Genomic DNA, 22829 nt, shown 5'->3' on the forward strand with positions numbered 1-22829 from the left:
GACCAACTATGAAGCATTTTTGGGTATTCTTCCTCCTTAACAGTTTATTTTTTACAAACGCTTTTGCCCAAAAACCGGATAAACTCACTTCTGCCGAGTTGTTCCATGAAATCCAAAAACTGAATTTTTTGGGTACGGCCCTTTACGTAGCCGCCCATCCCGATGATGAAAATACAAGCCTGATTTCCTATCTCGACAACCACGAAAAGGCAAGAACGGTCTATTTGTCCATGACAAGGGGCGACGGTGGACAAAACTTGATCGGTTCTGAATTAGCCGAGTTGTTGGGCGTATTGCGTACACAAGAACTTTTGGCGGCAAGGCATATAGATGGCGGTGAACAGCGTTTTACACGGGCAAATGATTTTGGGTTTTCCAAACACCCTAAGGAAACATTGAAAATTTGGGACAAGGACAAAGTATTGGCCGATGTAGTCTGGGCCATTAGAAATATACAGCCCGATGTAATCATTAATAGGTTTGACCATAGAACGCCCGGGAGCACCCACGGTCACCATACTTCTTCGGCTGTTTTGAGCATGGAAGCTTTTGAACTGGCCAACAATACCAATGCTTACTCGGAGCAACTGGAATGGACAACAATATGGCAACCCAAACGTATTTTTTACAATACTTCTTGGTGGCAATATGGTAGTCAAGAAGCGTTTGAAAAAGTAGACAAGTCCAATATGGTAAAGTTGGATGTGGGTACGTATTATCCAGAATTAGGTCTTTCCAACAACGAAATTGCCGCTATGGCACGTAGCCAACACTTGTGCCAAGGATTTGGTAGGTTGACGGATAGAGGCGCTGACAACGAGTATATTGAACTGCTTAAGGGCGATATGCCCAAAAACCATGATGTGTTTGAAGGCATCAACACCACTTGGTCGCGTGTAAAAGGAGGTGAAGCGGTTGGAGAATTATTATATGAGATTGAAGAGAACTTCGATTTCCAGAACCCATCAAAACATATTCCCGATCTTGTAAAAGCTTATCAGCAATTACAAAAAGTCGAAGATGAGCATTGGAAAACCCTCAAGTCGGAAGGGTTAAAAAATATCATCCAAGCTGCTGCTGGATTGTATTTGGAAGCTAGTTCTTCAAGTGCTTCTGCAACGCCCGGCAGTAAGGCAACCATCAATATAGAAACCATAAACAGGACTTCTCCCAGTGTTACGCTAAAGGAAATTGACATTGTTGGAGTTGATGCCCATCTAACCCCAAACAAAATTTTGGAAGACAACCAAAGAGAGAATTTTGAAATAAGTTTTACCGTTCCTCAAAACACCTCCTATACCAGCCCGTATTGGCTGAACGAACCGGGAACGTTGGGAACTTACACGGTAAAAGACCAAACTTTGATAGGCAAGCCCGAAACGCCAAGTGCCTTTAAGGCCATTTTTACTTTAGTGATCGACGGTATTGAAATTCCGTTCGAAAAAGAAGTGGTCCACCGCTATTCCAAACCTGACAAAGGAGAACAGTACGAACCCTTTGCCATTTTGCCCGAAGTAACTTCCAAAATTGACGAAAAGGTACTGATTTTTGCCAATGCAGATACCAAGGAAGTGCAAGTTAAAATTAGAGCGGGTAAAAATGATGTGTCCGGTACGATTGAGTTAGATCATCCAGCCGGGTGGATAGTTTCACCACAAAATATTCCTTTTTCCATTGCACAAAAAGGGGAGGAAATCTCGGTAAGCTTTAATGTTACCCCTCCCGATACCGAAAGCGAAGGAAAAATTGAGCCCAAAATCAAAATGGGTAACAATATCTACGACAAAGAACTGGTAGAAATCGATTACGACCATATTCCAAAGCAATCCGTATTACTGCCTTCGGAAGCCAAAGTGGTGCGTATGGATATTAAAAAATCCGGCGAACATATAGCTTATATTATGGGAGCGGGCGATATGGTACCTGAAAGCTTGGAACAAATTGGTTACCAAGTGCATCTTGTGGACCCAAATGATATTCAAGACGGTGATTTGGACAAATATGATGCTGTTGTGGTGGGTATTAGAGCCTATAATGTGATAGACGCCCTTAAATTTAAACAGCCCGTGTTGTTTGACTATGTTAAAAATGGCGGCACCATGATTGTACAGTACAATACCGCTGGAAGATGGGCCAGACAGTTTGAAAACATCGCCCCTTACAGCATTACACTTTCAAGGGATAGAGTTACCGATGAAAATGCCGAAGTGGAAATTTTGGCACCAAACAACTCGCTGGTCAATTACCCAAATACCATTACAAAAAAAGATTTTGATGGGTGGGTTCAAGAACGAGGACTTTATTTTCCCAGTGAATGGAGCTCCGAGTTTACCCCTGTACTTTCCATGAAAGATGAAGGGGAAAACAACAAACAAGGTGGCTTGATCGTGGCGCCTTACGGAGAAGGTCACTATATTTACACAGGTTTAAGCTTTTTCAGGGAGTTGCCCGTTGGAGTTTCGGGGGCATACAAGCTGTTTGCAAATATGCTTTCCATAGGAAAAGATGAAGTAAAAAGAGATAGCAATGTCAAAGGATGATATGGATAACAAATTGGAGTGGAAAAAGGAATACAGCATTGTAATCTTTTTGAATGCCATATATATTTTGGTTTTTTACCTCATAATGATATTAAACAATTAGAAACCTGAATGGCATTACTAGATTGGATTATTCTTGGTAGCACCCTCCTATTCATCGTGGCATACGGTGTCTGGAAAACTCGCGGCAACAATAATGTAGACGACTACGTACGTGGTGGAGACAATGTGAAATGGTGGACCATTGGATTATCCGTTATGGCTACCCAAGCGAGTGCCATTACTTTTTTATCCACACCGGGACAAGCTTTCCATGATGGGATGGGTTTCGTTCAATTTTATTTTGGATTGCCCTTGGCCATGATCGTCATTTGTTTGGTTTTTATTCCCATCTACAAAAAACTAAAGGTCTTCACCGCTTACGAAATGTTAGAAGGACGTTTTGATCTAAAAACAAGGACGCTTACGGCTCTTTTATTCTTGGTACAGCGCGGACTGGCCGCCGGTATCACTATTTTTGCCCCCTCCATAATACTATCGGCCGTATTAGGGTGGGACCTAAAGACCTTGAACATTATCATCGGGGTACTTGTAATTATTTATACCGTTTCGGGCGGTACCAAAGCGGTTAGCATGACTCAAAAACAGCAAATGTTCATTATTATGCTGGGGATGTTCTTTGCTTTCTTTTTTATTATGGGTGCGCTCCCTACGGATGTATCTTTTGGAAAGGCCTTAAAAATAGCTGGGGCAAATAGCAAGCTTGAGATTTTGGATTTTTCTTTGGATACCAATAACCGATACACCTTTTGGAGCGGTATCACGGGAGGCTTCTTTTTGGCTTTGGCCTATTTTGGAACCGACCAAAGTCAGGTGCAACGATATTTATCTGGAAGGTCTGTTCGTGAAAGTCAACTAGCACTTATTTTTAATGGGATTTTTAAAATACCGATGCAGTTCTTTATCCTTTTGGTAGGTACCATGGTCTTTGTTTTTTATCAGTATAATTCCTCCCCCCTCAATTTTAATCCTGCAGCTACCGAAGCCGTGATGCAGTCCGAATATGCCAACGATTACAAAGCGCTGGAAACCGACCATAAAGAATTGGAGAAAGAAAAACGAATGGCACAACATTCGTTCTCCGCAGCCCTTGAGTTGAAGGAGTACAATGCGATAGAACAAGCAAAGCAAAATATTGTAAAGATCAATGAGCTGGAAAGTGCAAATAGAGAGACCGCCAAGAGTTTGATTTCCAAAGCGGATGAATCTGTGGAAACCAACGACAAGGATTATGTTTTCATCCATTTTATCCTGAACAATTTGCCCGTGGGCCTGATCGGTCTGCTTTTGGCGGTGATATTGTCCGCAGCAATGTCATCCACTGCTTCGGAATTAAATGCACTCGGTACCATTACCGCTTTGGACCTCTATAAAAGAAATGTAAAAAAAGAGCATGGCCAAGAACACTATCTAAAAGCCACAAAGGCCTTTACCTTGCTTTGGGGAATTATCGCGATAATTATTGCCAATGTGGCCAGTCTTTTTGACAATTTGATACAATTGGTCAATATTATTGGTTCTATTTTCTACGGCAACGTACTGGGGATATTTCTGTTGGCCTTCTTCTTCAGATTCGTAAAAGGAAATGCTGTATTTATAGCGGCCATCATAACACAGATCATTGTTATTGTAGGCTATAATTTGGACTGGATGTCTTATTTGTGGTTAAATGCCTTTGGATGTGTTTTGGTGATTGTTTTGGCCAGCATAATCCAAATATTCGATAATTTCTTGGGCAACTCCTCCCCTGTAGGAGAATAAAAAACCCACTTAAAAAGTGGGCTTTCCTAAGATATTATAAAATGAACCTAAAATTACATTTTAGCCCATTCTTGCAATGACTCTCTGTTCATTTTCACATAATCTTGGTTACCTGCAGCTTGTGCAGCGGCCATTGATCTTTTTGCTGCTTCAATAGCAGCTTCTTTATCGCCCATTTTGGCATAAATCAACGATTGGGTACGCATCATCCAATAGGCTTTACCCCCATCCATTTCAACGGCTTTATCAACCCATTCTTTGGCCTGTCCCATATTCATGCCCTCTGCAAAATAATAGGATCCAGCAGCAAAATAGTCGTTAGCGGTCAAATCTTCTTTGTTTGCCATGGTATCTTCAATGCTCTTGATAGCCTTATCAACCGTGGGAACCACAAAGTCAACTCCCACATAAGTGTTCTCCCACATTATGCCCAAGGTTGCTCCATTATTGTGAAGGTCATCAATGGTAATGGTAAAAGATTCAATAGGCATCGGAATATCCATAGTTTCCACTTTTACAGTTGCAGCCACTTTAGATGCATCCCACTCTTGGGGAGTTCCCCAGTTATCGGTAGCTGTATAGAAGAAAACTTCCCAAACAGCTTCGTTTGGCCTAGTAAAAATAGCATAGGTACCGGCCTTTAATGGCTTATCTTGCACAGTTACATCATCACTGAATGTAATTGTCGTGTTCTCGTTGGCTCCAGTTCTCCAAATGGCATCAAAAGGAACCAAGTCACCAAATATTTTTCTTCCCTTCATTGCAGGGCGCGAATATTTAACGGTAACATCGGTCAATCCCACCTTTTGCATCAATGTGGAAGATGGGCTGGGTGCTGGTGTCTGTATTTGTGCTTCCAAAGAAAAACATATGGACACCGCAAATAATAAGAGTGTAAATTTTTTCATAGTTGTTGTATATATTAATTGTTTAGTATAGCAAAATTAAGATAAAGCACTGCTCTATTTGTTAATTAAACCTTAAAACAAAAATAGTCAATTAATGGCTATGATTTAATTTTTGTTTAACTATTTGATATTTATATTGAACATTTTACTTTTATCTTTGTAGAAAATCTATTGGATGCAACTTTACCAATTACAATCAAAACAAGTATTTCCTATTGGCAAAAAAGAAGCTTGGGATTTTCTGTCGGATCCTAAGAATTTGGCCGTGATTACTCCACAACATATGGGTTTTCATATTTTGTCTGGAGCGGACAGACCCATGTTCCAAGGCCAGGTAATTCAATACATTGTAAAACCATTTCCCCTTGTTTCAACTAAATGGGTAACGGAAATAACCCATGTCAAAGAAGGGGAATATTTCGTAGATGAGCAGCGTTTTGGTCCTTATGCCCTTTGGCACCACAAACATTTTTTAAAAGAAGTACCCGAAGGTGTTGAAATGGAAGATGTTATCGATTACAAATTACCCTTTGGATTTTTGGGACAACTGACCCACCCCCTTTTAGTGAAAAAACAATTGCAAACCATTTTCGAGTTTCGGGAGAACAAACTTGCTGAACTATTCGGTAAAGTTGAGGGAAAAGAGAATTATTTAAGCATTAGAAAAGTATAGCATGAAAAAGAACATATTATTGATTGGCGGTTCTTACGGCATTGGTTTGGAAATGGCTAAGAAATTATCCACAGAGCACAATGTCTATATCGCTAGCAGAAGCAACGAACAACTTTCAAATCTGGAGGTGACCCATATTCCTTTCGATGTCCTGTCCGACGACATTTCCGAAAAAGAAATACCTGAAAAATTGGATGGCTTTGTATATTGCCCAGGCAGTATCAACCTAAAACCCTTTAAAACTATGGGGGTCGATACCATTCAAAAGGATATGGAAATCAATTTTATCGCCTTGGCAAAAACCGTCAAATCCATCATGAACAGGATGAACGAAGGTTCCAGTATGGTTTTTTTTAGCACAGTGGCCGTGGGAACAGGAATGCCTTTCCACACGAGCGTTTCCGCTGCAAAAGGCGCTATCGAGGGCTTTGCACGTGCACTGGCGGCAGAATACGCACCAAAAATCAGGGTCAACGTGATTGCCCCCTCCTTGGTAGACACCCCGTTGTCCGAAAGACTTTTGAGCAACGACAAGAAAAAAGAAATGATGTCCGAAAGACATCCCATGAAAAGGGTGGGCGTTCCAAAAGATATCGCAAACATGGCACTGTTTTTACTTGATTCCAATAACTCATGGATTACTGGGCAGGTAATCGGTGTTGATGGAGGAATGTCAAGTTTAAATGTGAGCTAATGAAAGATAAAGTCATACTTTTTTGGTTCCGACGTGATTTAAGATTGGATGACAACGTTGGCTTTTATCAAGCACTTCAAAATGATGTTCCAGTATTACCGCTATTTATTTTTGATACCGAAATACTGGAAAATCTGCCCAAAACCGATGCGAAGGTATCTTTTATTCACGAACAGGTTCAAAAACTAAGCAATCAGCTGAGCACGGATTACGGCAGTGGTATTGCTCAGTTTTATGATACGCCGGATGCGGTATTCAAAAAACTACTACAAGACTATACTATTGAGGCTGTCTACACCAACCATGACTATGAACCTTACGCCAAAAAGCGCGATTCCAAAATAAAGGAACTATTAGCGCAGAAAGATATCCCGTTCAAAACATTTAAGGACCAAGTAATTTTTGAAAAGGAAGAAGTGGTCAAGGACGATGGAGACCCCTATGTGGTGTACACCCCGTACATGCGAAAATGGAAGGGGAATTTCAATCCATCCATCCATTTGATGGAATACGATACCTTGAGTGACCTACACAAAAACCTGTATAAGACCAAGTCTTTACCACAACTTTCATTGGAAGATATGGGCTTCGAAGAGTCCGCTATTAAAGTTCCCGATTTCACGGTTTCTTCTGAGTTGATTCAAAAATATGAGGATACGAGGGATTATCCAGCCAAAGAAAAAGGTACATCACGATTAGGGCCACACTTGCGTTTTGGTACCGTTTCCATTCGCAAAATGGTAAAAAAAGCCATTGATGAAAAGAACGAGACCTTTTGGAACGAGTTGATTTGGCGAGAATTTTTTATGCAGATTCTCTGGCATTTTCCACATACGGTAAATAAAGCTTTCCGACCCAAATACGATAGAATCGAGTGGCGGAACAATCAAGATGAATTTGAAAAATGGAAAGCGGGAGAAACAGGTTACCCCTTGGTAGATGCAGGAATGCACGAATTGAACGAGACGGGCTATATGCACAATAGGGTTCGTATGCTGGTGGCCAGTTTTTTATGCAAGCACTTGTTGATCGATTGGCGTTGGGGCGAAGCCTACTTTGCCGAAAAACTGTTGGATTACGAAATGGCCAGCAACGTGGGCAATTGGCAATGGGCCGCGGGCAGTGGTGTAGATGCCGCTCCTTATTTTCGGATATTCAATCCTACGACCCAGATAAAGAAATTTGACAAAGAGAAGGAATACATTAATGAATGGGTGCCCAACTTACAAGAACTAAGTTATCCCGAACCCATGGTCGACCATAAAATGGCTCGTGAACGTTGCTTAAAAACGTACAAAGAAGCGGTAAGTTGATGCTTTTTCGTTATTTTTAGTTCCTGTTGATGCTGTTTTGCTTTATCCAAAAACAGAAAAAATCAATATCATTTAACTAACTCAAAACCTTTACAATGAAAAAACTTTCAACCTTACTCCTTTTGGGATTGGTGTCGCTTAACCTATCCGCCCAAAAGATGACCAAGGACAAAAAAGCCGTTGTTGCTTCCGTTGAAAAGCACAAAGAAAATCTCATTAAAATCAGTGATTCCATTTGGGCACTGGCCGAAACTGCCTTCGAAGAATCCATTTCCGCAGAATTACTAGCTGATTATGCAGAGAAAAACGGAATGACCGTGACCCGAGGCGTGGCGGATATACCAACTGCATTTATTGCAACCTATGGTTCGGGTTCACCTGTGATCAGCGTTTTGGGCGAATTTGATGCACTTCCTGGGCTTTCGCAAAACACCGTACCCACTAAAGACCCAAGAATTGAAGGCGAACCGGGACACGGCTGTGGACACAACATGTTCGGTGCTGCTAGTTTGGGTGCTGCCATTGCCATTAAAGAGCAAATAGAAGCCGGAAACATAAAAGGAACCGTAAAATTCTTCGGAACCCCTGCAGAAGAAAAGTTTTTTGGTAAAGTGTGGATGGTAGAAGCAGGTCTTTGGGACGATGTAGATGTGAATGTAAGCTGGCATCCATCCGCAGAAATTGAGGCCGACGTACAGAGTGGTCTGTCTTTAATTGACTTTATGATCGAGTTTTATGGTCAAGCCGCTCATGCTTCTTCCGATCCTTGGAACGGTCGCAGTGCTTCCGATGCATTGGAATTATACACCACGGGAATCAATTATTATCGTGAACACATCAAACCAACTTCACGTATCCATTACCACATTCAAGATGGTGGGCAAGTGGTGAACGTGGTTCCTGATTACGCCCGATTATGGGTTCGGGTCCGTGACCCCAAGAGAGATGTGATGCTTCCCACTTTTGAACGTGTAAAAGCAATGGCAGAAGGTGCAGCCATCATGGCCGATGTGGACTACAAATATTCATTGATCTCAGGCATTTACGAGACCTTGGTGAACCGCGAAGGTGGTAAAATAATGCAGAATAATTTGGAGCTTTTGGGTCCAATTACTTATACCGAAGAAGAAATCACCTATGGTAAAGCCATTCAAGAAGCTACTGGAAAACCACAGGTGGGAATGGACGGAGAAATTCATCCCTTAAAAGAAACCGAGAAGCTTCCGGGTGGAGGTTCCACCGATGTGGGTGATGTAAGCTGGAACGTTCCAAACATCAACCTAGGTGTGACCGTAGCTCCAAAAGGGACGCCTTGGCACTCATGGGCTGTTGTGGCCTGTGGCGGTATGAGCATTGGCCACAAAGGGATGATTTATGCTTCAAAAGCAATGGGAATGACCATGTTGGATCTTTTTGATGACCCAAAATTGGTAGAAAAAGTAAAAGAAGAGTTTAAAACCAGAAAAGGTGATGTAAAATATGAGGCCATGATCGATGGCCCACCACCAATCCCTGGTAAATAAAACACTATGGATTTGAAATCCATAGTTTTAAAGAAAAGAATGAAATTCTTTGTCATCCGTTATCAAGTCCTCCCTTAATCCCTCCAAAGGAGGGAAACTTCTCCCCTTGGGGAGACCCGAGAGGGGACTACCCGTAAAATTTATAGCAACTAAAGTAACTGCAATAAAATTGCAGGGTTTTAACCTTTAACTAGAAAATAAATTACAATTTGAAGAAGGTGTCTAAAAAGCAACAAACCTTTGAATTTGTCAGGTTGATCGGAGTCGAAACCTATTGCCTACCAGTAACACTTTAGGTTCTCGACTGCGCTCGAACTGACAGATTATAATCTTTTTAGACACCTTCAAACTAGTAAATTATTGAACAATGAATAATCCCGTTCTACAAACCTTTCCATTAAGTACTCCATGGCAAACCTTGGATCCTTTTTTATTTAGTGTCTATCATCTAGACCATTTTCCGAAGGGCAATAGTGAAATGGGCCCCGATGTCTCTTTGCTAAAAGGGCGGAACTTAGGAAGTGATTTCGATCCCAGCCAAAAATGGCGAATGTACCACGGGCAGACCATACCTGGATTTCCGTCTCATCCCCACTGCGGTTTTGAAACCATCACTATTGTAAACAGGGGCTTTTGCGATCATTCCGATTCCTTGGGTGCCGCTGGTAGGTTTGGTCAAGGAGATGTGCAGTGGATGACTGCTGGAAGAGGCGTGCAACACTCCGAAATGTTTCCATTACTACAGGACCATGAGGAGAATACTTTGGAGTTGTTCCAAATTTGGTTGAATCTGCCCAAAGCTGGAAAATTTGTGGACCCTCATTTTAAAATGCTTTGGAATGAAGATATACCAATGGTTGAAGAAGAGAATGCTAGGATCAAAGTAGTGACGGGCACGTATAAAAATGTTGCCCCGATTGATCCCGCTCCCGATTCTTGGGCCGCCAATACCGAAAATGAAGTAGCAGTATGGAACATTCATACCAAAGCAAATTCTGAATACGTGCTACCGAAAGCTAATTCTGCTGTAAATAGGGTGCTGTACTTTTACCAAGGCAGTGAAATTCATATTGGAGACAAGAAAATAAATCCCAATTTCGGAATTGTGTTAGATCCAACGGAAGAGGTTACCATCCAAACAGGTTCGGAAACTGCTCATTTTATGTTATTGCAAGGCAAGCCCATTGGGGAACCTGTCGCCAAATACGGCCCTTTTGTAATGAACACCCAAGCGGAAATCCAAAAAGTGATGGAGGAGTACCGCTTGACCCAATTTGGTGGATGGCCCTGGCCACATCCTGACAACGTTCACGATAAGGACAAAAGTCGATTTGCACTTTACCCAGATGGGAAATTGGTTGAAAAAAAATAACTTTTTTCTTACAGAAAAGATAATTTAGTGCTTTGCTTCAATAATTTAAGGGCAATTAAAAAGAATTCTTCATAATTTAAGCTTCAGCCAGAACCCATTGAATAGAAATCAACCTACAACTATTCAAGCAAGAACATTTACGTATGAAGATGTCCAGAACATTGATTGTGCATGCCCTTATCTTTTATTTAATTTTCAACAATTGTTTTTCGCAAACAACGGAGATTGACAGTCTACAGAACTTACTAAAAACCGCCGATGACACTACACAGGTAAACCTGCTGAGATGGTTGGGAATATACTCAAGGTCTGAAGACAGAGAAAAAGCCCTTGAATATGGTTTAGAGAGTTTGGAAAAGTCAAGGCAGATCGGTTTTGTAAAAGGAGAAATCGAAGCGCTTTATGCTCTAGGGGTGACTCATGGAATGACAGATAATTATGCCGAATCCCTTGATTACCTCAACAAATGTCTTGATTTGGCAACAAAGCAAAAAGATTATAGTAATGTATGCTCCGTTTACAATGCCATGGGTATAGTCCATAAAAGAATTGGTGATTACCCTGCCAGTCAAGGCTACTATCTTAAAAGCATCCGGTTAGTAGATTCTTTACAGCTTGAAGAAAATGTTTCAAGTGAATATGTAAATCTTGGAATTCTTTATGATTTAATGGGTGAGCAGGACAAGGCCGTGGAAAGCTATGAAAAAGCGCTTGAAGTATATAAGGGTCCCAATCGACTAGCCACAGAAAACACTGTCTTGTCAAATCTTGCGGTAATGGATTTTAACAATGGCAATTACCAGGCTGCGCTTGACAAATTTTTACAGAGGCAACAATACGCAGAGGAGCAAAATGATAATGTGTCGCAATGTATAGGTCACTCAAATATTGGTATGTGCCATTTAAAATTACAACAATGGAAATCTGCAGAGGAACATCTCCTAAAATCACTTGAGCTAGCCGAACAGCTTTCTTTAAAGCATCAAATTGTAGAGAACTATAATGGTCTTGCTGATTTGATGTTGCAACAAGAAAAATTCAAAAAAGCCATCTACTATTCAAATAAAAGTATAGAAATCCTTGATATTTCTGGAGGATATGAACAAAAACGTGAAGTCCATCAAAAAGCATACGAAATTTATGAGGCTGTGAACCAGCTGCCCAAGGCCTTTTATCACTTAAAGCAGGCCATGACTTATAAAGATAGCCTTATGAATGAGACCAAGGTCAGGGAAATTCAAAATCTTCAAATTCAGCACGATGTGTATGTAAAGGACAGGGAGATTGAGGCAAACCAACTACAGCTTGCGCTGCTCAATACCCGAGTGGAGCAAAATAAGAAGCGTATGGTTTATTTCATTATAATATTAATATTGTTACTTTTTTCTGCCAGTCTCCTATACTTCCGGTTTTTGGCAAAGAAAAGATCCAACGCCCTGCTCTACGAGAAAAATCAATTGATTTCCCAACAAAAAGATGTAATCAGCGATATGAACAGGCAACTGGAAAAAAGAATGCTCAGGGCCCAAATGAACCCTCATTTTATTTTTAATTCCCTTAGTTCCATACAACATCTCATAAGCTCCGACGATAAAAAGGGGGCGCTTACCTACCTCTCTAAGTTTTCAAAACTTTTGCGTCAAGTTTTGGAGAGTTCCGTAAACATTACCTTGGTCCTCAAAGAGGAAATTGAACTTCTAAAAATATATGTTGAACTGGAGGCGCTTCGATTTGACCATTCCTTTAGTTACTCTTTTGATATTGATAAAAACCTAGACCTTGATAAATATGAAATACCCATGCTCTTGGTTCAACCCTATATAGAAAACGCCATTATCCATGGATTGATGCCAAAAACGGGGGACAAAAAATTGACGGTTTCATTCAAGGATATCGATAATTACATCGAATGTATAATTGAAGATAATGGTGTAGGAATTACCAAACCCAAGAAAAAGGAGGTTAAAAACATATCCAGGGGAATGTCCATTACGGGAAAGAGGATAAATGCGCTAAAAAAATTCTGTGATCAGGAATTGGTAAAAGTGGAAGACCTAAATACAGATGGATTTTCAGGTACAAAGGTTACCATTTTAATTCCTAAAGGATAAAATCAAAAATTATACCCTAACAATATTGGCGCCAATGGCTCGTAATCGCTCATCAATGTTTTCATAGCCACGGTCAATCTGCTCAATGTTGTGAATGGTGGAAGTTCCTTTCGCAGAGAGTGCTGCAATCAAAAGGGAAACCCCCGCCCTAATATCCGGAGATACCATCGTAGTTGCTTTTAAAGTAGATTTAAAGTCGTGACCAATAACTGTGGCCCTATGCGGGTCGCAAAGGATGATTTTGGCACCCATATCAATAAGTTTATCCACGAAGAACAATCGGCTTTCGAACATTTTTTGATGGATGAGAACCTCTCCTCGCGCTTGGGTGGAAACCACCAAAATGATGCTCAATAAATCCGGAGTCAGTCCAGGCCAAGGAGCATCGGCAATGGTGAGGATAGAGCCATCTATAAAATTCTGGATTTCGTATCCATCTATGTTTTTTGGGATAAAGATGTCATCCCCTTTTCGTTCTAGGCTGATTCCCAACTTTCGGAAAACCGTTGGAATCTGACCCAAATCGTCCCAACTGACATTTTTGATGGTCAGCTCACTCTGCGTCATCGCTGCCAAACCGATCCAGCTCCCAATTTCAATCATATCGGGCAACATCGTATGTTCGGTACCACCCAAGGAATCCACGCCTTCAATAGTCAATAAATTTGACCCGATACCAGAGATTTTGGCTCCCATTCGGTTCAACATTTTGCACAACTGCTGCAAATATGGTTCGCAAGCGGCATTGTAGATCGTAGTGGTACCTTCGGCCAAAACAGCCGCCATTACAATATTGGCCGTACCGGTAACCGATGCTTCATCCAAAAGCATATAGGTTCCCTTGAGTTTATCGGCCTCAACTCCGTAGAAATATTCTTCTTTATTGTATCGGAACTGGGCTCCGAGCTTAATAAATCCTTCAAAATGGGTATCCAATCTTCTTCTACCAATTTTGTCGCCTCCTGGTTTTGGTATGTAGCCTTTACCAAATCTGGCCAATAAGGGGCCCACCAACATAATGGAACCGCGAAGTCCGCGACCATCTTCTTTGAATTTGGCAGATTGCAAATAGTCCAAGTTGACATCGTCGGCCTTAAAGGTGTATGAACCCTTGCCTTTCTTTTGGATTTTTACTCCCAAATCCTCGAGCAGGGCAATTAATTTGTTGACATCGACAATGTCCGGTATATTGTTTATGGTGATTTTTTCTTCTGAAAGCAATACGGCGCAAAGAATCTGAAGTGCTTCATTCTTTGCTCCTTGGGGTGTAATTTCACCGTGCAACCGGTGTCCACCCTCTATTCGAAATGTACCCATGTATTCCTCTGGAATTTAATATCTTTTCTTGCGACCTCGTTGTCCTTTTTTACCTCTATTCGTATTGCTGCTACCGGATTTGCTTGGCCTGTTTTTGAGGAACTGTCCACTATCTGTTAAGCTCTCGTCACTCTTCGCCAAGTCAATTTTTCCATCACTGAGTTCCTTTAAATGATTAAAGATCACAGAGTCCTCTACCGTATCCTTGTTCCATACTAAATAACACTTTTTCATGTGGTTGGCGATGGCATATTCCAAGCCGGACCTCATATCACCCTCTTCCCATTTTACGGCCACATCGATCATTCTTTTGATATTGTTACCGTAAAAACGATATTTTGGGTGATTTTGCGGGTACTCCAATGGCTCTGGACGCTGTTGCAAAACTTCCTTGGAGGTAATCGGGAAAGGTGAATCCACGTCCAATTTAAAATCGGCCATAATAAACAGTTGATCCCAGAGTTTGTGCTGAAAATCCGGGACATCCCTTAAATGGGGCTGTAAATTTCCCATAACGCTAATAATGGAATTAGCTACTTTGTTGCGCTCTTCACGGTCCTCAATGGCGACGGCATGATCCACCATTTTTTGAAAATGACGGCCATACTCAGGTATAAAAAGTTTAGGACGCTCTGTATTGTATTCTAAGTTGTATACTTCGTTCAAATTAATGTATTTAGAAACTTGATTAATGGAAAGTCTGTCTGATAACGCTTGCAAATTAATAAAAATATGCCAAACATTGGGTTTACAATGAAATTACCCCTTCCACTACGGAAACTTCTTTGTATTTTTTGATGACCTCATCGGGATTTTTCAAATTCACGGTGATGGAAAGACTGGTGTAGGTGCCCTTTTTGGATTTTTTGGATTCGATCACCGCACCGGTATTATCAAAAATATCTTGAATTTGGTCAATACGCTCCTTATCCGTCGGAACAATGAATTTATAGAGATATGTAGATGGCCAACTTGTGGTCTCCAATAATTGTTCTCGAAGCTTTGCGTAAAACTCCTCCGTACTCTTTTTGTCCATATCGCAATTTTATACAAATATATGGCTTAACCAACGATTTTTTTTCCTTCGGACGATTTCATTACTTTGTAGCATTAATTCAAGGGCTTTGGGCAAGCATAAGGTAGTTATTACGGGAGCACCCGGTACAGGGAAAACATCCATAGTCAACGGACTGGAAAGCAAGGGATTTTATTGCTTTCACGAGATTATTAGGGATATGACCTCCAAGGCAAAGCAAGAAGGGCAATCCGAGGAATATATTTCCAATCCCCTGGTTTTTGTTGATGATGCCCTGCAGTTCAACAAAGATTTGCTCGAGGCAAGAACTACTCACTATAAAAGGTCCATCAACTTGGACGAGGCCATCAGTTTTTTTGACCGGGGCATACCTGATGTATTGGCCTATATGGATTACTTTGGTCAGGATTACGACGACTTTTTTATTTCAAATTGTGAGAACTATAAATACGATTCCGTTTTTATTGTTCCGCCTTGGAAAGAGATTTATGTTTCCGACAATGAAAGAATGGAAACCTTTGAAGAAGCGGAAAACATTCATCACTCCTTGGTGAAAACATATAGCCAATTTGGCTATGACCCCATCGAAGTGCCAAAAGATGCAGTCCCCAATCGGATTGATTTTATTTTGGAAACACTTAAAAACAAATAGTGTACAAGGATACTAAAAGCATTTTACAACAATTCTGGGGTTATGATGATTTCCGGGGATCCCAAAAGGAAATCATCGATACTGTTCTTTCTGGGCAGGATGTCTTGGCTTTGATGCCCACAGGTGGAGGAAAATCCATCTGCTACCAAGTACCTTCTTTGGCCAAAGAAGGCATCTGCATTGTGGTCTCACCTTTGGTGGCGCTTATTCAAGATCAGGTCGCACAGCTAAAAAAAAGAAACATAAAGGCCGTCGCACTTACTGGGGGCATCCCTCCCGATGAGTTGAACAATCTGCTGGACAATTGCCTTTATGGCAACTATAAATTTTTATATCTGTCCCCGGAACGATTACAGCAAACTATTGTGCAGGAACGTATCCAGCAAATGAATGTAAACCTTATTGCCATTGATGAGACGCATTGTATTTCGCAGTGGGGAAACGATTTTAGGCCCGCTTACCTTGGCTGTTCCATTTTAAAGGAGTTGGTTCCAGACACACCAATGATAGCCCTAACAGCCACAGCAACCCCAAAAGTAGTGGATGATATTGTAGAGAATCTGGAATTGGAACATGTGAGGATTTTTAAGGATTCTTTTTCACGTTCCAATATTACTTTTAGGCTGAAACGTTCCGAGGACAAACTGTATCAGCTCAAAAAATATATGGACAGAATTCCTGGAAGTGCCATTGTGTATGTACGCTCCAGAAAAATGTCCATTTCCTTGGCAAACTTTTTGATCAAGAAAGGAATTTCCGCCTCTTTTTTTCACGGAGGGATTCCAAAATCCGATAAAGAGAAAAAACTTAACCTATGGTTAAGTGGTAAAGTAAGGGTAATGGTGGCCACCAATGCTTTTGGTATGGGTGTGGATAAACCCGATGTGCGTCTCGTGGTACATTATCAAATACCCGATAGCTTGGAAAGTTACTTTCAGGAGGCCGGAAGAGCGGGACGTGACGGGAAACCTTCAACAGCGATCATCATCACCTCCAACGAAGATGCAGATAAAGCGAAGCAACAGTTCTTGTCCACCTTACCCGATGTCGCCTTTGTTAAAAAGGTATATTCAAAGCTCAACAACTATTTTCAAATATCATATGGGGAATTGGTTTTGGATTCCTTGGCCTTCAAATTCAACGAGTTTTGCAAAAGATACGGGTTCAACCCCAATATGACCTTTAATGCCCTTCGCATTCTAGATCAGCATTCAGTTTTATCGCTCGCTGAAAATTTTAAGGAAAAAACCACCCTTCAATTTGTGGCCTCTAAAAATGAAATTTTCAATTATTTGGACAAAAACAGGAAAACCGCTCCCATAATCCAGACCATTTTGCGCACTTACGGTGGTATTACCGAGTACGAGACCAAAATCAACCTGTATATGTTGTCCAAAAAAACAGGGGTCGGCGAGAATCGCCTAAAGCAAATACTGCAGCAACTCGCGGACGATAATATGGTGGAGTATCAAAATAACACCAGTGATCTGGAGATTAGCTTTTTGGTGCCCCGGGAAGATGACCACACCATTAATATGTTTGCGAAAAAAATCAAGGATTTTAATGAGGTGAAGCAAAATAATATGACCGCTATGTTGGGCTATATTTCCAATAAAAAGGTATGTCGTAGCGTATATCTGTTGAATTATTTTGGTGAAAAGACGAATGAAAAGTGTGGTACTTGCGATATTTGCACCAAGAAAGAGCGGGTGGCGTCTCCTTATGATTTAGAAAAAAGAGTTTTGGAACTTTTGGAAATCCGTCCCCATACCTCCAGACAGCTGGAAAAGGCCATTGGGGCCAATGAAAAGGAACTTTTAAAAACCTTGGAGCAACTGTTGGAAGATGAGTTGGTCTCCCTTAACTTTAAGAATGAGTACATCAAAAAATAATTCCCTTCGCATTGTATTTATGGGTACCCCCGAATTTGCCGTGGAATCCCTAAAAAACATCTTGGAAGCCGACTATAATGTAGTTGGCGTGATCACCGCGCCCGATAGACCCGCCGGCCGTGGCCGTAAGGTTCAGGAATCAGCGGTGAAACAATTCGCGGTGAAGCATCACTTAAAGGTATTGCAGCCTACCAACTTAAAGGACGAATCTTTTCTGAAAGAATTGAAAGGCCTTAATGCCAATTTGCAAATAGTGGTTGCCTTTAGGATGTTGCCAAAAGTGGTTTGGCAAATGCCCGAACACGGAACTTTTAATCTACATGCTTCCCTCCTGCCCCAATATCGCGGTGCGGCGCCCATCAATTGGGCCATAATCAACGGCGAAAAGGAAACAGGTGTCTCTACTTTTTTTATTGATGAAAAAATTGACACCGGTAGTATCGTACTTCAAAAAACAGAAAAAATACTTCCTAATGACAGCGCTGGCTCATTACACGATAGATTGATGGCGATTGGTGCCGATCTAGTGGTGGAAACTTGCAAAAAGATTGAAACCGGAACCGTTACACGACTACCTCAGAATGAAAGTTTGGAACTCAAGTCCGCTCCAAAAATACATAAGGATACCTGCCGCATTGATTGGAATGCCTCTATGGAGAATATTTATAATCACATTCGCGGATTGAGCCCATACCCAGGTGCCTGGACCAAATTGGTTAATGATGGAAAGGCCGACCAGATGAAAATCTTTAAAACAGAAATGGAACAGACCGAACACGACCACAACTTTGGAAAGCTGCTGGTAGCGAAAAAATCGTTGAAAGTTGCGGTAAAAGATGGGTACATTTCTTTATTGGAATTACAACTTCCCGGTAAACGAAAAATGCAGGTCAACGAGGTTTTAAACGGATTGAATCTGGAAAAAGAAGCCTATCTTCGCTAAAGCCTTGCTATGATTGGGCTGGGAAAAGTTGTCGTTTTTTTCCCACTTTATCAACAAACGTTTCAAGTTATCAACAAAAAGCTCGATTTCCCTTGGTTTTACTTGTGTGAGTGGCAAATCCATATAAATTTGTTTAGCATTAAAATTATATTAACAACAATTAATTTAATTCCATTATGAACAAAACAGAATTAATCGATGCTATGGCAGCTGATGCTGGCATCACTAAAGCAGCAGCAAAAAAAGCATTGGAATCTTTCTTGGGAAATGTAGAAGCAACGCTTAAAAAAGGAGACAGAGTTTCCTTGGTAGGATTTGGTTCATGGTCAGTTTCTAAAAGAAGCGCTAGAGAAGGTAGAAATCCACAGACTGGAGCTACTATTAAGATTGCCGCTAAGAACGTTGTAAAGTTCAAAGCAGGTGCTGAATTGAGCGGTGCAGTAAACTAATCAATTATTTATTTAATATATAAAAGCATCCCTTGTCGGGGATGCTTTTTTAGTTGATATGATCAGCGTTTTTTGCATATGTTAAATAATGTGTTAAATTTAAGTACAAGAAAACGTGCAAATGGTTACTCAAAAGCCGAAAAAAGGGAATTTACTTGTTGCTGAGCCTTCACTTACCGGTGATGTTTCTTTCAACAGATCGGTTGTACTTATCGCCGAGCACAACAACGAGGGTTCGGTAGGCTTTATTCTGAACAAACCTTTGGACTACACCATTTGCGACTTGGTTTCGGATATTACTATTCCTTTCCAAGTATTTAATGGAGGGCCTGTGGAACAGGATAATCTCTACTTTATACATAAGGTACCCGAACTTATCGAAAACAGCATCGAAATTTCCGATGGGATTTTTTGGGGCGGCAATTTTGAAATGACCGTAGAACTGATCAATAACGGCACTATTACCGAACAAGATATCCGATTCTTTTTAGGGTATTCGGGATGGGGCAACAGCCAATTAAACCAAGAGCTTTCATCCAAATCTTGGATTGTGGTACCCAATGATTACGAAAGCAGTATTCTGGAAAAAGCCGCCAATGCCTTTTGGAAAGAAAAGATGGTGGAATTGGGCGGCGATTACCTACTGTGGTCCAATGCGCCCGAAAATCCTTCGCTCAATTAACCTAATCTTGCCCTAGCGTTTAACTTGCCCACCAAACTCTTGGCGACTTTGGTTTCATATTCCTTTTTCCTGTATTTGCTGATGGGTTGTATGCCCACAATGGAATTGGTAAGAAACAATTCATCCACTTTTTGAAGCTCGAAAGGGGAAATGGATTCTTCCACCAAATCATATTCTTCGGAACCGGCAATCATTTTCATTAGGTTTTTACGGATAATGCCATCCAAGCAACCATCACTTAATGGTGCCGTTTTGATTTGATTGCCCTTGACCAAAAACAGGTTCCCGTTAATGGCCTCTACAACCTTTTTATCGGTGTTCACCAATAAGCAATTGGCATAGCCATTTTCTTCGGCATAAACCCCAGCTACCACATTCAATATTTTGTTGGTGGATTTTAGATTGGACAGCATATCCTTGTTCACGTAATAGTCCTTGAACAGCTCCACTTCGTAGGTTTCCTCGTTCAGGATAAAAAAAGGAGATTCCATAGGACTGGTCTCGATGACGTAGGAGACCTCGTTGGTGCTCGGTGTGTACAATCCACCTTCATTCCTAAAAACCGTCAAACGCACACGCACCGCTCCATTTTCCAGCTCGTTGGCTTTTATCGTGTTTTTGATTTCCTCTTCCAAAAACTCCATAGTAAACTCCATAGGAATTTCCATCCGCAGAATACGCATGGAAGCCATCAACCTAAAATAATGATCTTCCCAAAAAAATAGGGTGCCATTTACATAGCGAACCGATTCAAAAAGGGCGTCGCCATACTTAAAAGCCCTGTTATTGTGGGTGAAAATTGCCTTGTCTTTCGCTAAAAGTGCTCCGTTATAATTGACCATAAAAAAGTCCCGAATTTTATCGGGACCAAATATACGGTTTAGTTGAGAATCGGGCTAGGTAGACCCAAGAACCTGTTTAAGGTCGGATACTTGGTTTTCCCAAAGCATTTTTGATTCGTCCACCTCGTCCTCTTCAGCAAAATCTGTTATAAAAAGTGATACATCTTTAGTGATTTCGTCAACTATGATGCGCATTTCAAAAAAGGAGTCGTCATCACTTTCCTCCCATGCCAATTTTACAAACTCTTCACTTTTACGCTTGAGCATTTTTGCCCTCTCTTCTGCACCATCCCAAATAAATGTGAATATTTCCCCACGGGAATTAACGTTGTCTGCATACCATTCAGATAGTCCCGAGGGCGTAGAAATATATTGGTAAAGCAACTGAGGCGAAGCCTGGATCACAAATTCCAGTTCATATTTAACCTTATCACTCATTGTCGTGTTCTTTAAATCGTTTTTCAACTTTAGTATAGTTTGGGAAGATATAAAAATAAATGTCAAATAATAAATTAATCCTGAATTTTGATTCAGCGAAAATTTAAACATATATTTGCACCCGCTTAGCAAAATCACGGCGAGGTAGCTCAGCTGGTTAGAGCGTCGGATTCATAACCCGGAGACAAAATTGAAATATTGTAGTAAATGGCGAGGTAGCTCAGGTGGTTAGAGCGTTGGATTCATAACCCAGAGGTCGGGGGTTCAAGTCCCCCTCTCGCTACTTTTTGATGATAAAAAACCCAAGACGAAAATCTTGGGTTTTTTTGTTCTGTACAACATATGTACAACATTTTTGGTTTTTCCTTATCATTCCACATAGTCTCTAAAAATAGTGTGCCTACCGTGCTTGACCACCAAATTCGGAAGCTGTTTCAAAGGGCTAATTTTTTCGACTATATCCACACGGTAGAATTTGCCATCAATTTTGAATAATTCTTTTTTTCTTGCCCCAAATGCTGCGGATTGAAAAGACCTTTCCTCAAAATAGGTAAACTCCCAATACAGTTTTTCTGGGTCGATTTTTCTAAAAATCGTGATTAAATGTGCATACATGGTCATTGCAATGGTGCTTTTGATTTGCCAGTATTACCCAAAAGCCGAAGCGCAACGGTCTGCAATTTACACGGAAAGAAAGCTTTTTTTGAAAACCCCGTTCTGATAAAACCTATGAAATCCCTATCGGCATATTCTATAACCTTGACATTATAGAATTTATGGTCAGTCGGAAAATCAAGAGGTTTTCCCTTCCATTGCACCAATCGGTACAAGGCTTCCAACTTTTTACCATATAATCCTGTCCTTTCGTTGTGGTAGACGAAATTGTGAATTGTCCCGTAATGCTGTTCTTTGATGTTAGATCTGTTCTTTTTATTTGTTTTCATTTTTGTTATTTAGAGTAAAAATGAATTTGGCCAATTGATTGCCTATATATTAATGGAACTTGTGACCTGATCCATCTTTTCACTTTAATAGCGTGTTTAACGATCTTTTGCCTTAAGTAATGCTCATCATTTGATTTTGCTTCCCCGATCATATCTTCCTTTCCCAAATCCCCATAATAGCCATAACAACTGTCCAAAGTATTTCCACTGGAATCGGCAATGGAGTAACCGAATACATTACCCGTCAAATAATCATCGTACAACCGAACATTGTCCCTAATCATTTCTTCCAATTCCTTGGCAGTTTTATCCCCTGCCCGTAAACCCCATTGCTTCAACGTAGGAATATCTATAAAGGCAAAACCGATTTGGCTGCTATCCCAACAGCAAATAAAAGGGCTAGTCTTAATAGTAATGCCACCGTGGTCGTACATGAAAACTGACAATATGGCCAAGGGGCAATATTCATCTTCAATAGCTTCTCTTATAGCTTCCCAACTCTCAAATTCATTGGTATCAAAATCGGTGTTATTATGCAAATCATATCGTTTGTGGTTTAGACAAAAAAGTACATGCCCATCCCAATCCCTAAGTGGATTTTGGGGAAAATCATCCCGCTCGATTTTGATTTCATATCCTTTATAATGCAACGTTTCCATGTCTGATATTTTTTAGCGTC

22 protein-coding genes and 1 tRNA gene are annotated in these 22829 nt (G+C 40.8%); 14 read left to right on the plus strand and 9 right to left on the minus strand.

Annotated elements, in window-relative coordinates; genetic code table 11:
- The first annotated feature begins 8 nt into the window (after positions 1-8).
- Complete coding sequence (locus J4E06_RS09045) at positions 9-2540, plus strand: PIG-L family deacetylase (protein WP_349523713.1); 2532 nt, start codon at positions 9-11, stop codon at positions 2538-2540.
- Between the two features lie 111 nt (positions 2541-2651).
- Positions 2652-4361 (plus strand): sodium:solute symporter family protein, encoded by a 1710-nt coding sequence (locus J4E06_RS09050; RefSeq protein WP_349523714.1) that lies wholly within the window; start codon positions 2652-2654, stop codon positions 4359-4361.
- 53 nt (positions 4362-4414) lie between these two features.
- Here the strand turns inward: J4E06_RS09050 and J4E06_RS09055 are convergent, their stop codons facing one another.
- Positions 4415-5269, minus strand: a complete 855-nt coding sequence (locus tag J4E06_RS09055; protein WP_349523715.1) for a DUF2911 domain-containing protein — start codon at positions 5267-5269, stop codon at positions 4415-4417.
- Between the two features lie 175 nt (positions 5270-5444).
- Here J4E06_RS09055 and J4E06_RS09060 point away from each other — a divergent pair, with 175 nt between their 5' ends.
- From J4E06_RS09060 to J4E06_RS09085, 6 genes are all read left to right on the plus strand, one after another.
- Positions 5445-5942 carry an SRPBCC family protein gene (locus tag J4E06_RS09060; protein ID WP_349523716.1) on the plus strand — a complete coding sequence of 166 codons (498 nt, stop codon included), beginning with the start codon at positions 5445-5447 and terminating at the stop codon, positions 5940-5942.
- Position 5943: 1 nt separating this feature from the next.
- A complete protein-coding gene (locus J4E06_RS09065; protein ID WP_349523717.1) occupies positions 5944-6636 on the plus strand; it encodes an SDR family NAD(P)-dependent oxidoreductase in 693 nt (230 codons plus the stop codon).
- Positions 6636-7949 carry a cryptochrome/photolyase family protein gene (locus J4E06_RS09070; protein ID WP_349523718.1) on the plus strand — a complete coding sequence of 438 codons (1314 nt, stop codon included), beginning with the start codon at positions 6636-6638 and terminating at the stop codon, positions 7947-7949. Before J4E06_RS09065 ends, J4E06_RS09070 begins: the two co-directional genes overlap by 1 nt.
- 95 nt (positions 7950-8044) lie before the next feature.
- Entirely contained in the window at positions 8045-9472 is a 1428-nt protein-coding gene (locus J4E06_RS09075; protein WP_349523719.1) for an amidohydrolase, read from the plus strand.
- 367 nt (positions 9473-9839) lie between these two features.
- On the plus strand, positions 9840-10844 hold the full coding sequence (locus tag J4E06_RS09080; RefSeq protein ID WP_349523720.1) for a pirin family protein: 1005 nt from the start codon (positions 9840-9842) through the stop codon (positions 10842-10844).
- A gap of 143 nt (positions 10845-10987) precedes the next feature.
- Positions 10988-12955: a tetratricopeptide repeat protein gene (locus J4E06_RS09085; protein WP_349523721.1), complete on the plus strand. Its 1968-nt coding sequence runs from the start codon at positions 10988-10990 to the stop codon at positions 12953-12955.
- Positions 12956-12964: 9 nt separating this feature from the next.
- Here the strand turns inward: J4E06_RS09085 and murA are convergent, their stop codons facing one another.
- The 3 genes from murA to J4E06_RS09100 all read right to left on the minus strand — a co-directional run bounded on the left by murA (position 12965) and on the right by J4E06_RS09100 (position 15308).
- Positions 12965-14272, minus strand: coding sequence for a UDP-N-acetylglucosamine 1-carboxyvinyltransferase (gene murA / locus J4E06_RS09090; protein ID WP_349523722.1), 1308 nt, complete (start codon positions 14270-14272; stop codon positions 12965-12967).
- Between the two features lie 15 nt (positions 14273-14287).
- A complete protein-coding gene (locus tag J4E06_RS09095; protein WP_349523723.1) occupies positions 14288-14938 on the minus strand; it encodes a DUF4290 domain-containing protein in 651 nt (216 codons plus the stop codon).
- 82 nt (positions 14939-15020) lie between these two features.
- Positions 15021-15308, minus strand: coding sequence for a DUF493 family protein (locus tag J4E06_RS09100; RefSeq protein ID WP_349523724.1), 288 nt, complete (start codon positions 15306-15308; stop codon positions 15021-15023).
- An 88-nt stretch (positions 15309-15396) separates the two neighbouring features.
- Here J4E06_RS09100 and J4E06_RS09105 point away from each other — a divergent pair, with 88 nt between their 5' ends.
- The 5 genes from J4E06_RS09105 to J4E06_RS09125 all read left to right on the plus strand — a co-directional run bounded on the left by J4E06_RS09105 (position 15397) and on the right by J4E06_RS09125 (position 19926).
- Entirely contained in the window at positions 15397-15960 is a 564-nt protein-coding gene (locus J4E06_RS09105) for an AAA family ATPase (protein WP_349523725.1), read from the plus strand.
- Positions 15960-17852, plus strand: a complete 1893-nt coding sequence (locus J4E06_RS09110) for a RecQ family ATP-dependent DNA helicase (RefSeq protein ID WP_349523726.1) — start codon at positions 15960-15962, stop codon at positions 17850-17852. The genes J4E06_RS09105 and J4E06_RS09110 overlap by 1 nt, the downstream gene beginning before the upstream one ends.
- Positions 17833-18795, plus strand: a complete 963-nt coding sequence (fmt, locus tag J4E06_RS09115; protein WP_349523727.1) for a methionyl-tRNA formyltransferase — start codon at positions 17833-17835, stop codon at positions 18793-18795. The genes J4E06_RS09110 and fmt overlap by 20 nt, the downstream gene beginning before the upstream one ends.
- A gap of 176 nt (positions 18796-18971) precedes the next feature.
- Positions 18972-19244: an HU family DNA-binding protein gene (locus J4E06_RS09120; protein ID WP_349523728.1), complete on the plus strand. Its 273-nt coding sequence runs from the start codon at positions 18972-18974 to the stop codon at positions 19242-19244.
- Positions 19245-19365: 121 nt separating this feature from the next.
- Positions 19366-19926 (plus strand): YqgE/AlgH family protein, encoded by a 561-nt coding sequence (locus J4E06_RS09125; protein WP_349523729.1) that lies wholly within the window; start codon positions 19366-19368, stop codon positions 19924-19926.
- On the opposite strand, the gene J4E06_RS09130 is transcribed toward J4E06_RS09125, so the two are convergent.
- Positions 19923-20768, minus strand: coding sequence for an aminotransferase class IV (locus J4E06_RS09130; protein WP_349523730.1), 846 nt, complete (start codon positions 20766-20768; stop codon positions 19923-19925). The genes J4E06_RS09125 and J4E06_RS09130 overlap by 4 nt on opposite strands.
- A 54-nt stretch (positions 20769-20822) precedes the next feature.
- Positions 20823-21206 (minus strand): START-like domain-containing protein, encoded by a 384-nt coding sequence (locus J4E06_RS09135; RefSeq protein ID WP_349523782.1) that lies wholly within the window; start codon positions 21204-21206, stop codon positions 20823-20825.
- A gap of 209 nt (positions 21207-21415) precedes the next feature.
- On the opposite strand from J4E06_RS09135, the gene J4E06_RS09140 reads away from it, so the two are divergent.
- Positions 21416-21489: transfer RNA gene (locus J4E06_RS09140), tRNA-Met, on the plus strand.
- A gap of 86 nt (positions 21490-21575) precedes the next feature.
- On the opposite strand, the gene J4E06_RS09145 is transcribed toward J4E06_RS09140, so the two are convergent.
- The 3 genes from J4E06_RS09145 to J4E06_RS09155 are packed head-to-tail and all read right to left on the minus strand — an operon-like array spanning position 21576 to position 22809.
- Positions 21576-21827 (minus strand): hypothetical protein, encoded by a 252-nt coding sequence (locus tag J4E06_RS09145; protein WP_116183674.1) that lies wholly within the window; start codon positions 21825-21827, stop codon positions 21576-21578.
- Positions 21824-22150 (minus strand): hypothetical protein, encoded by a 327-nt coding sequence (locus J4E06_RS09150; protein ID WP_116183675.1) that lies wholly within the window; start codon positions 22148-22150, stop codon positions 21824-21826. Before J4E06_RS09150 ends, J4E06_RS09145 begins: the two co-directional genes overlap by 4 nt.
- A gap of 5 nt (positions 22151-22155) precedes the next feature.
- Positions 22156-22809, minus strand: coding sequence for a hypothetical protein (locus tag J4E06_RS09155; RefSeq protein ID WP_116183676.1), 654 nt, complete (start codon positions 22807-22809; stop codon positions 22156-22158).
- Positions 22810-22829 lie beyond the last annotated feature (20 nt).

It is taken from the genome of Allomuricauda sp. NFXS6 (genome assembly GCF_040148835.1).
GTDB lineage: Bacteria > Bacteroidota > Bacteroidia > Flavobacteriales > Flavobacteriaceae > Flagellimonas.